Origin of the sequence: Dyella sp. (genome assembly GCF_036384435.1) — a bacterium.
Lineage (GTDB): Bacteria > Pseudomonadota > Gammaproteobacteria > Xanthomonadales > Rhodanobacteraceae > GSA-30.
Window position 1 is genome coordinate 25,469 of record NZ_DASVMI010000073.1, and the last position, 11,252, is coordinate 36,720.

Annotated in this window: 8 protein-coding genes and 1 pseudogene; 3 read left to right on the plus strand and 6 right to left on the minus strand. The window is 62.3% G+C overall.

What is annotated here, in order from left to right; translation table 11 throughout:
• Nucleotides 1–166 precede the first annotated feature (166 nt).
• Complete coding sequence (gene metK, locus VF436_RS06705; RefSeq protein WP_330903233.1) at nucleotides 167–1,366, plus strand: methionine adenosyltransferase; 1,200 nt, start codon at nucleotides 167–169, stop codon at nucleotides 1,364–1,366.
• Nucleotides 1,367–1,430: 64 nt separating this feature from the next.
• Complete coding sequence (locus VF436_RS06710; RefSeq protein WP_330903234.1) at nucleotides 1,431–2,276, plus strand: hypothetical protein; 846 nt, start codon at nucleotides 1,431–1,433, stop codon at nucleotides 2,274–2,276.
• Nucleotides 2,277–2,557: 281 nt separating this feature from the next.
• Here VF436_RS06710 and VF436_RS06715 read toward each other — a convergent pair whose 3' ends face one another.
• Nucleotides 2,558–3,220 carry a TetR/AcrR family transcriptional regulator gene (locus VF436_RS06715; protein WP_330903235.1) on the minus strand — a complete coding sequence of 221 codons (663 nt, stop codon included), beginning with the start codon at nucleotides 3,218–3,220 and terminating at the stop codon, nucleotides 2,558–2,560.
• Between the two features lie 104 nt (nucleotides 3,221–3,324).
• Between VF436_RS06715 and VF436_RS06720 the strand changes: the two genes are divergently transcribed.
• Nucleotides 3,325–4,860 (plus strand): MDR family MFS transporter, encoded by a 1,536-nt coding sequence (locus VF436_RS06720; RefSeq protein ID WP_330903236.1) that lies wholly within the window; start codon nucleotides 3,325–3,327, stop codon nucleotides 4,858–4,860.
• Between the two features lie 173 nt (nucleotides 4,861–5,033).
• On the opposite strand, the gene VF436_RS06725 is transcribed toward VF436_RS06720, so the two are convergent.
• From VF436_RS06725 to VF436_RS06745, 5 genes and pseudogenes are all read right to left on the minus strand, one after another.
• Entirely contained in the window at nucleotides 5,034–6,176 is a 1,143-nt protein-coding gene (locus tag VF436_RS06725) for a sugar ABC transporter permease (protein WP_330903237.1), read from the minus strand.
• A 43-nt stretch (nucleotides 6,177–6,219) separates the two neighbouring features.
• Entirely contained in the window at nucleotides 6,220–7,767 is a 1,548-nt protein-coding gene (locus VF436_RS06730) for a xylose ABC transporter ATP-binding protein (RefSeq protein ID WP_330903238.1), read from the minus strand.
• Nucleotides 7,768–8,036: 269 nt separating this feature from the next.
• Nucleotides 8,037–9,053, minus strand: coding sequence for a D-xylose ABC transporter substrate-binding protein (xylF, locus tag VF436_RS06735; RefSeq protein WP_330903239.1), 1,017 nt, complete (start codon nucleotides 9,051–9,053; stop codon nucleotides 8,037–8,039).
• Between the two features lie 34 nt (nucleotides 9,054–9,087).
• Complete coding sequence (gene xylB / locus VF436_RS06740) at nucleotides 9,088–10,593, minus strand: xylulokinase (protein WP_330903240.1); 1,506 nt, start codon at nucleotides 10,591–10,593, stop codon at nucleotides 9,088–9,090.
• Nucleotides 10,594–10,606: 13 nt separating this feature from the next.
• Nucleotides 10,607–11,252, minus strand: a pseudogene (locus VF436_RS06745) (xylose isomerase); the annotation flags it as partial.

The window sequence follows — 11,252 nt, forward strand, 5'->3', positions numbered from 1 at the left end:
AAACCCCGAGCATAGCCCCCTCCTCTGGCGGTAGCAGCCCAGGCCGCTGAATCGGCACCCAATTGTCACCGGGCGGGCGCATACTGGGCGGTGAAATCCCGCTCGGGTCCGTGTATCCTGTGCGCCCCTTTTATCTCTTTATCCGAAAAGAAGGATATTTGCCGCAATGAGCAACTACCTCTTCACCTCTGAGTCGGTGTCCGAAGGCCATCCGGACAAGGTTGCCGACCAGATTTCCGACGCCGTCCTCGATGCGATCCTTGCCCAGGATCCGCGCGCCCGTGTGGCTTGCGAAACCCTGGTGAAGACGGGCGTGGCCATTGTCGCGGGTGAGGTGACTACCAGCGCCTGGATCGATCTGGAAGCGCTGACCCGCAAGGTCATCGTGGACATCGGCTACAACTCCTCGGACGTCGGCTTCGACGGCGAAACCTGCGGCGTGCTGAACCTGATCGGCAAGCAGTCGCCGGACATCAACCAGGGCGTGGATCGCAAGAAGCCGGAGGAACAGGGCGCTGGCGACCAGGGCCTGATGTTCGGCTATGCCACCAATGAAACGAAGGATTTCATGCCGGCGGCGATCTATTACTCGCATCGCCTGGTCGAGCAGCAGGCCAAGATCCGCAAGAAAAAGAACTCGCCGCTGCCCTGGTTGCGCCCGGACGCCAAGAGCCAGGTGACGCTGCGCTACGAGAATGGCGAGGCCGTGGCCATCGACGCTGTCGTGCTGTCGACCCAGCATGATCCTAGCGTCAAGCAGAAGGACCTGGTGGAAGCCGTGCGCGAGCACATCCTCAAGCCTGTGCTGCCGGCCAAGTTGCTGCACAAGGGCACCAAGTTCCACATCAACCCGACCGGCAAGTTCGTTATCGGCGGCCCGGTGGGCGACTGCGGCCTTACCGGCCGCAAGATCATCGTCGACACCTACGGCGGCTGGGCTCGTCACGGTGGTGGTGCGTTCTCGGGCAAGGACCCGTCCAAGGTGGATCGTTCTGCCGCTTACGCCGCGCGTTATGTGGCCAAGAACATCGTGGCCGCCGGCATTGCCGACCGCTGCGAAGTGCAGGTTTCCTATGCCATCGGCGTGGCCGAGCCCACGTCCATCTCGGTAACCACGTTCGGCACCGGCAAGATCGCTGACGAGAAGATCGAAAAGCTGATTCGCAAGCACTTCGACCTGCGCCCTTACGGCATCATCAAGATGCTCGACCTGATTCACCCGATGTACCAGCAGACTGCCAGCTACGGCCACTTTGGTCGCACGCCGCACGAAGTAAAGGGTCCGGATGGCAAGACCTACACCGCTTTCTCGTGGGAGAAGACGGACAAGGCCGAAGCGCTGCGCGCCGATGCAAAGCTCAAGTAAGCATCGTTTGCGTTGAACAGAGAAGCCGCCTTCGGGCGGCTTCTTTTTTGCGCCCGGCACGCTCATGCTCTGCATCATGCACAAGGCATTGCTCCAGGCGGCACAGGAGCCCGCGTTGATCGGACGCGGGCATTTGCGCGCGCGCATCGAATTGCTCGATGCGCTGGAAGAAGCACTGTTCCTGACGCCCGAAGCATCGGCGTTGCGGCAGGCGATCGACCGTCTGGAAGCGATCAACCAGGCGCTGTTCGACGACCTGCGAGACGCCATCATGCGCGGCGACGGTGCTGCGGCTTGGCAACCATGGTCCAGCCCAGCCACGGACACGTCGCCAGGTTATGACTATCGCGATGCGCTGGTCAGTGGCGTGTTGCGCCTGCCTGAGCCACAGGGTGAGATAGCCGCGTTGGCACCGGGCATGGTGTTTTACCAGCCCACACCGGCACGGCGGATCTTCGACCTGTTGGCGCTTTGCCCGCTGCGCGCCGACGATGTACTGGTCGACCTGGGCGCGGGCCTGGGACATGTGTCGATGCTGACGGCCGCCTGTTCAGCCGCCGCGAGTATCGGCATCGAACACGAGGCAGCTTACGTGGAAAGCGCACGTGCGGCCGCGCAGGCATTGCGTCTTGAACGAGCACGCTTTGTCGTGGGGGATTTGAATGAGCTAGCGCTCGGCGGGGGCACGGTGTTTTACCTGTATACGCCGGTGACAGGCTCCTTGCTGCAAGCATTGATCGAACGCCTGCGCCAGGAAGCCTCGCAGCGCCCGATTCGCGTTGCCAGCCTTGGGCCTTGCACCGCGGTGCTGGCCGATGCGCCAGGGTTTCATCCACTGTGTATCGAGGGCGAGCATCGCGTGGCGTTGTTCGTTGTCGGGGGCGATCCCGCGTTGCCCTTTACGCGGTAGAGCGACTTCAGTCGCGAAAGCGATGTGCGACGGGGTCGCACATCGGCCCTTCAGACCGGCAAGCTGAGCACATGGAGATATGCCCGCCAGATGAAGAGTTAAACAGGTATATGGCAGCACATGGCCATTGCAGGAGCGAATTCAATCGCAATGCAAGGCGCAACGTGGTCGTGGCTTAGGGATTTTCATAGCCCCGATCTGCGACTGGTCGCAGATCGCATCGCCAACGAATTGGCTCCTACCAAGCTAGGCAGATGGTGATCAGGCATAACGCGGCGAAGTCAGCGCCGTGGCGATACGCCCTGCGTGAGCATGGCTACAGCGTGGCGCGCGATGGTCTCGGTATCCAGATGCGCATTCAAGGGGTCATCCTGGCAGCGTCGCATCGCGGCGATGGGCAACGCGGTGAGGCCAAGCAGTGAGATAAACAGCAGCGCCGGCTCGATGTCAGGATTGAGGTGACCTTGTTCCTGCCAGCGGCGCACCCGCTCGACCATCGTCGCCTGACGCTCGATACCGAAACGCTTGCGCATGTGCTGCTTGAAGATGTTGTTCTCGCTGATCATCTCGCGAATCCACAATGCCCCGAACCACGGCAATCGCGCATGGGTCGCGACCAATCGCTCGACAACCAGGCTCAACGCGCGAACCGGATCTTCCGCATACTCCTGAAAGATGGCCTCGATGTTCGCGCGCGCAGGCACGATGCGCTCATCGATCAAAACGTCGAACAACTGTTCGCGCGTCTTGAAGTAGTAGTGCGCCATGGCAGGTGTCATGCCGGCATGGCGCGCAATCGCACTCAGCGTGGTCTCGGCCACGCCCTGTTTGGCGAATAGCTCCAGGGCGATGTCCAGCAACCGCTCGCGCTGGTCCTTACGGTTGGCGGTCTGGCCGGCGGGCCGGCCTGGGCGGCGCGTGGTTGAGCTGGTTTTGGTCGGCACAGGAACTCCCTAGATGGCTCCATTCTAAAGGTCCCTGCCCAATGGATTGACGACGGGCGACCAAAGTCTCAATATTAATGAACTCATTAATTAATTCAACGCCGATGACCGCCCCTTCCGCGCCCGAAGCCACCCCAGTCCACGTTGCCGCGGATGCAGCACCCGCGCATCCCCCCATCCATCTGTTGTTTGGCGCGCTGATGCTGGTATTGCTGCTGGCCGCACTGGACCAGACCATCGTCTCAACCGCCTTACCCACCATCGTAGGCGAGCTCGGCGGCTTCGAGTCGCTGTCCTGGGTGGTCACCGCCTATCTGCTTGCCTCCACCATCGTGGTACCGCTCTACGGCAAGTTCGGCGACCTGTTCGGGCGCAAGGTGGTGATACAGACAGCCATCGCGATTTTCCTCATTGGCTCGGTACTGTGTGGCGTGGCGCAGACCATGGACCAGCTGATCCTGACTCGCGCCCTGCAAGGCCTGGGTGGCGGCGGCCTGATGGTGAGCACGATGGCGGCTATTGGCGATGTGATCGCGCCCTCCGAACGCGGGCGCTACCAAGGCCTGCTGGGTGGTGTGTTCGGCCTGGCCACGGTGATTGGACCGCTGATCGGCGGTTTCCTGGTGCAACATCTGAGCTGGCGCTGGATTTTCTATATCAACCTGCCGCTGGGCTTGGCCGCGCTGCTGGTGATTGCCGCCGTATTCAAGCCCCATGTTCGTCACATCAAGCACGAGATCGACTACTTCGGCGCGCTGTTCCTGGCGCTTGGGCTGACTTCGATCATCCTGTTCACCACGCAGGGCGGCACGGTGTTGCCGTGGTCGTCCGGTCAACTGTGGGCCACGCTGGGCTTCGGCCTGGTATCGCTGGTCGGCTTCGTGATGGAAGAACGCCGGGCTGCCGAACCCATCATCCCATTGGCACTGTTCGGTCAGCGCACGTTTGCACTGTGCTGCCTGATCGGCTTCCTGGTCGGTGCATCGTTGTTCGGCTCGATCACCTACCTGCCGCTCTACCTGCAAGTGGTCAAGGGTGCCTCCCCGACTGGCGCAGGTTCTCAGCTGATTCCGCTGATGGGCGGCGTGCTGCTGACCTCGATCATCAGCGGGCGAGTGATCAGTCGCATCGGCCGTTATCGCATGTTTCCGATCGCAGGCATGGCGATCGCTTCGATCGGCCTGGGCCTGCTTGGCACGCTTCAAGACGATACGCCGACCGCCACCCTTTATCTCTACACCGGCGTGCTTGGTGCCGGCCTTGGCATGGTGATGCAGGTGCTGGTGCTGGCGTCGCAGAACAGCGTGGAAGCCAGGCACCTGGGTGTGGCTACCTCGGGCGTCACGCTATTTCGCTCGATTGGTGGATCCGTCGGCGTCGCCACGTTTGGCGCCATCTTCACCCTGCATCTCAACGAGCGGCTGACCACGTTCATGCCCCCGCCGCCACCGAATGCACCCCCACGTGCGCTGCGCCCGGACATGATCGACAAGCTCCCCCCGGATCTGCACCAGAAATTCCTGGTGGCGTTCGATACATCGCTGCAAGGCGTGTTCCACATCGCCGCCGTGGTGGCAGTCATCGGCTTTGCATTGGCGTGGCTGCTCAAGGACATTCCGTTGCGTGCTCAACGGCGGTGAGGTCGCGCGCTTAAGGGCAGTGAGGCCGCTCGCTATGCGAGCTGTGAGGCCGGCGGCTCTCGCCGCCTGTAAAGAGAGAAAAGCGAGAGCCGACCAGCATGTGGCGGTCGGCTCTTCTCTTTACTGTTCACAGCGCCGCAGGCGCGGCCTCACAGCTCGCACAGCGAGCCCTCTCACCCCCGGTTTGCGCCGGACAGCACATCCACCCAGACGGCCAGCACGAGGATCACGCCCTTGATGATCATCTGCCAGGAGTTGTCCACGTCCATCAACTGCATGCCGCTATCCAGGCTGGCCATGACCAGCGCACCGATCAGCGCGCCATAGACCGTACCGGAGCCACCGCGCATCGACGTGCCACCGATGAAACAGGCGGAGATGGCATCCAGTTCTGCTCCGGTACCGGCCGATGGAGAGCCCGAGCCGGTGCGGGCGACAGTAATGATGCCGGCAAAGGCGCACATCAGGCCCATCAGGGCGAAGACGATCAGTTTCACGCGACCCACATTCACACCGGACAGGCGAGTGGCCTCCATGTTGCCGCCGACGGCATAGATGTGACGGCCGAATACCGTCTGCGTCGAGACATAGGTGAACGCGGCGAGCAGCGCGAGCAGAATCATCACCGGGATCGGAATGCCGTTGGCGTCGTTGAGCATGCGGATGAACCCGCCGATGAACGCACCGATGACAGCCAAGCGCAGCACGTCCACCCACAACGCTGCCTGCTGCAAGCCCAGGCGGCCTCGACGCACGCGACGGCGTACGGTCAGGCCCACCAATGCTAGGAAGATCGCCGCACCGATCCAGATCGACAGCTTCACGGGCACGAAGCCCTGGCCCAGGGCAACCAGGTTGTCCGGAGCCGGGGCGATGGTGGAACTGCCAGTGGCGTAGAGCACGATGCCCCGGAATGCCAGCATGCCGCCCAGGCCAACGATGAAGGACGGCACCCGCAGGCGCGTCACGATGAAGCCATTGAAGGCACCGATGAACAACCCGAGCAACAGCACTGCGCCAATCGCCGGCCATGTACCCCAGCCGGCGTTGACGGTGAGGATGGCCACCACGCCGCCGAGCAGGCCCAGCTGCGAGCCCACGGACAGGTCGATTTCACCCGCGATGATCACGAATACCATGCCGCACGCGAGCATGCCGGTGATCGCCATTTGCCGGAACAGGTTCGACAGGTTGTTCGGCGTGATGAAGGCCGAGTCGGTCTTGAGGTGGAAGAAGATCCAGATCACTGCCACGGCGATGAGCAGGGCGAGGATCTTGTAGCGAACGAAAAGTTGCTGGACTTTCTGGGACTGCATGGAACGGGTTTCCCTTGCGAAGCGTGGAAATGGGGTGGGAAATTCAGGCGGCGTGCGCCGGCCCTTCGGCGGCATGGGAGATCGCCGCGGCGAGCACCTGCTCCTGGGTCAGGCCGACGTTGGGGAAGTTGCCGCGCAGCTTGCCGTCTCCCACGACCAGCACGCGATCACTCACACCAAGCACCTCGGGCATTTCCGAAGACACCATGATGATCGCCACCCCCTTGCATGCCAACTCGAACATCAGCTTGTAGATGTCGTATTTGGAACCGACGTCGACGCCACGGGTGGGTTCGTCCAGGATCAGGACTTTCGGTTGCGGCAGCAGCATCTTGGTCAATACGGCTTTCTGCTGGTTACCGCCAGACAAGCCGACGATGGCCAGTTCGGGGCTGGCGGTCTTGACGCGCAGGCGCTTGATCTCCGCCTCGACCACTTGCAACTCGGCCTGTCGATCGATGGTGCCTGCGTGCGCATAGTGCGACAACGTCGCCAGGGTAATGTTGTCACCCACGCCTAGTAACGGCACGATGCCCTGGCGCTTGCGATCCTCAGGTACGAGCGACAGGCCTGCGCGAATGGCCTGTTCGGGTGTCTTTACCTTGACGGGTTTGCCTTCAAGCAGGATCTGCGCTTCGCTGCGACCGGCATAGGCGCCAAAGATCGCCGAGACCAGTTCGGTGCGGCCAGCGCCCACCAGGCCGGCGATACCCAGGATCTCGCCGCGGCGCACTTCGAAGGAAATATCGTCCACACGCTTTCGATTGGGATTGGTGACATCCCAGCAGGTGACGTGACGCGCCTCCAGTACCACCTCACCAATATCGTGCTCCACGCGGGGAAACAGATTCTCGATATCACGCCCGACCATGGCGGTAATGATGGAGTGCGTGGTCATCTGGCTCATCGGCTGGGTCACGATGTGCTTGCCGTCGCGAATGACGGTGACGGTGTCGCACACGCGTGCCACTTCATCGAGCTTGTGCGAGATGTAGACGCAAGCCACGCCATCGCGCTTGAGATCTTCGATGATCGACAGCAACGTGTCGGTTTCGGCCGAGGTCAGCGAGGAGGAAGGCTCGTCGAGAATCAACAGGCGCGCATCCTTGGCCAGCGCCTTGGCGATCTCGAACAATTGCTGGTAGCCGCCGCCGTAGTTCATCACCGGCGCGGCCACATTGACATCCTTGAGCTTGAGCCGTGCCAGCAGGGCATCGGCCTTGGCATACATGGTGTCGTAATCCATCACGCCACCAAAGCGCGTGCTCTCGTTGCCGAGGAAAATATTCTCGGCAACGGAAAGCTGCGGCACCAGCATCAGTTCCTGGTGGATGATCACGATACCCGCCGCTTCACTGTCGCGCACCGACGCGGCCCTGAGTGGCTTGCCGTCGAAGAGGATTTCGCCTTCCCAGGTGCCATAGGGATACACGCCCGAGAGCACTTTCATCAACGTGGACTTGCCCGCACCGTTCTCGCCGCACAGGCCTACGCATTCGCCGGGCCGCACCGCCAGATCGATGCCGTTGAGCGCGCGTACGCCTGAAAATTCCTTGACGATGCCACGCATCTCGAACAGGTAGGGGCTCATCAATGGCATGTCCTTGGATAGTGCCCCGCGCCACTTGAAATAGACGCGGTCGTCAGAAGATTGATCAGGCTGTGCGTATCAGCCGGGTCCGAAAGGGTAACGCATGACGGCAAGGGCAATGTACAACCGAGCGCCAAGGCCCCCTCCCCCGGCCTGGCCGGGAGAGAGCGCTGGGGCAAGAAGGCAGGCGAAACGACGCACTCCGGCAGACCGTAGCCGCGATGGTCGCAACGCTCTTGCCCCGTATCACGCAAGGCGATCACGACAAGTCAGTTCCCCACCTGTGCCGGGGTGTAGAAGCCGTCCTTCACCACCAGGTCAACATTGCTCTTGGTCAGCAAGGTCGGCGTCAACAGGATGGTATCGACGTCCTTCTTGCCATTGTTCATCTTGGCGGTGAACTTGGGCGTCTCGCCCTTGGCGTATTGCACGGCCAACTCGGCGGCATCGGTAGCGATGGTCTTGATTGGCTTGTAGACCGTCATCGTCTGCGTGCCAGCCTTGATGCGCTTGATCGCCGCCAGGTCGGCATCCTGACCGGAGACGGCTACCTTGCCAGCCAGCTTCTGGCCTTGCAGCGCGGCGATGGCACCGCCCGCCGTGCCGTCATTGGACGCAACGATCGCCTGGATGTTGTTCTTGTTGGCAGTGAGCGCGTTTTCGATGATCGACTGCGCCTTGGATGCAAGCCACTCATCCGTCCACTGCTGGCCCACGATTTTCACCGCGCCGCTCTTGACCAACGGGTCGAGCACCTTCATCTGGCCCTCGCGCAGGATCTTGGCGTTGTTGTCCGTGGGCGCGCCGCCGAGCAGGAAATAATTGCCCTTGCCACCCGTGGCATCGACCACGCCTTGCGCCTGCATCTGGCCGACCTTGTCGTTGTCGAACGAGATATAAGCATCGACGTCGGCATTGAGGATGAGGCGATCGTAGGAAATCACCTTGATGCCGGCCTTCTTGGCCTCGGCCACCACGGTGGTCAGCGTCTTGGCGTTGAATGGCACGATGACGATCACGTCGACCTTGCGTGCGATCAGGTTCTCGATCTGCTGCAACTGCTTCTGCTCGTTGGCATCGGCCGACTGCACCGACACCGTGGCACCCTTGGCTTCGGCCGCCTGCTTGAAATAGTCGCGATCGCGGGTCCAGCGTTCCACGCGCAGGTCGTCGATCGAGAAACCGATGACGGGTTTGTCCTTGCTTGCATGCGCTGCCGGGGCAGCGAAGACACCCGCTGCCATCATCGAGACAGCCAACAGGCTGTGTAGGATATTTTGCTTCATGCTCTCCTCCATGCGTTTCGGTCGGGGTCGCCCATCAGGACGGGCGAGAATCGCCGCCTGCGGCGGCGTGGGGATAAAGGGGTTTGAGCTGTTCGTACGAGCCAAGAAACAGAGGGTGGCGCGTTTGGCGAAAATAAGCATGACGCGCTGCATCGGGATGGCGTACCGCCGTGACCGCAGGCAAGGGACACACCTCATCCATGGATGCATCGGGCTCCACCGCAAGCCGCGCCAACCGCGCCGCGCCCAGGGCTGGCCCAACTTCACCGCCACTACGCAATACCAGTGATTTGCCAAGGATATCGGCGAGCATTTGTGTCCAGTAGGCGCTGCGCGAACCACCGCCGATCACCGTGATCTCATCGCTGCGCACACCCGCGCTTTCCACCGCAAGCAGGCCGTCCAGCAGACCCAGGCCCACACCTTCGAGCGTGGCGTTGGCCAGGTCGGCACGCGTGGTCTGCGGTCCGAGCTGGGTGAACGAACCGCGCGCATGCGCATCGTTATGCGGAGTGCGTTCGCCAGTGAGGTAAGGCAGGAACAACGGGCCGTCTTCGCGCCAGCCCCGGGCCTGGGCTTCATCGAGCAGGCTCGTGACATCGCGCTGACCGGTAAGCTGCGCGGTGAAATCCAGGCAACTGGCGGCATTGAGCATGACCGACATCAGGTGCCAGGTGTCGGGCAAGGCATGACAGAAGCTGTGCACCGCCCGTTCGGGCAACGCATGGAATCCATCGGAAACGGCGAAGTAGACCCCGGATGTGCCCAGCGACAGCATGGCCTGCCCCGGTCGCACGATACCCACGCCCACCGCACCGGCGGCGTTGTCGCCACCGCCGGCGGCCACCGGCACGGTATCCATGCCCCATCGCTCGGCCAATGCCTTGCGCAGGCGACCGGCGGGCTGGTTGCCCTCCAGCACCTGCGGCATGTGCGAGCGATCCAGTCCGGTAGCGGCCAGCATGGCCTCGCTCCATGCCCTGCGGCGTACGTCGAGCCACAGCGTGCCGGCGGCATCGGAAGCATCGGTGATGCATTCGCCGCTCAGGCGCAGACGCAGGTAGTCCTTGGGCAGCAATACCTTGGCCACGCGAGAGAACACATCCGGCTCGTGTCGACGCACCCAGGCCAGCTTGGGCGCTGTAAAACCGGGCATGGCCAGGTTGCCGGTCACTTCGCGCAAGATCGGCAGTTGTTCCAGCTCGGCGCATTCCACATCCGAGCGCCCGTCATTCCACAGAATGGCCGGCCTCAGCACATCATGTGCTTCGTCGAGCAAGGTGGCGCCATGCATCTGCCCGGACAGGCCGATCGCCGCGACACGCCGCGGTTCGCCCTGCGCAAGCACCTCGGTGACCGCCGCATCCGTGGCATCCCACCATGCGGAGGGATGTTGCTCGGACCAGCGCGGATGCGGATGCGATACCTGCAACGGGGCCGATGCGCTGGCGCACACCAGGCCGGCCTCGTCGATCAGCACCGCCTTGACCGAAGACGTGCCCAGGTCGATGCCCAGGTAGAAGCGCTTACCAGACCCCATGTGGCTCGTGGCATCACCCATAAATGTAACGGTTGACGATGTTCTCCAGTCGCTCCTGCTGCCCGGAGACATGCTTCGGCTGGATATCGCGCGAGATTGCCTCATCGGCAAGCGAAGCCAGTGTGAAGCCGCCCTGCAAAATCTTCGATCCGAACGCATCATCCCAGCCCGCGTAGCGACGGGACTTGAGTTCGGCCAGGGTGTCTTTCTCCAGCATGCGCGCGGCGCGCTCCAGGGCCAACGCCAGGGTGTCGATGGCACCGATATGGCCATGGAACAGGTCTTCGGGGGCGCTGCTTTGCCGGCGGACCTTCGTATCGAAGTTGAAGCCACCCGTGGTGAAACCGCCTGCCTTGAGGATTTCGTAGGTCACCAGGGTCATTTCCTCGACGCTGTTGGGGAACTGGTCGGTGTCCCAGCCGTTCTGCGGATCACCGCGATTGGCATCGATGGAACCGAAGATACCCAGCGCAATCGACGTGGCCACTTCATGGTGGAACGAGTGACCGGCCAGCGTGGCGTGATTGGCCTCCAGGTTGGTGCACACCTCGCTCTCGAGCCCGAACTCCTTCAGAAAGCTGTATACCGTGGCGGTGTCGTAGTCGTATTGGTGCTTGGTCGGCTCCTGCGGCTTGGGCTCGATCAGGATGGTGCCCTTG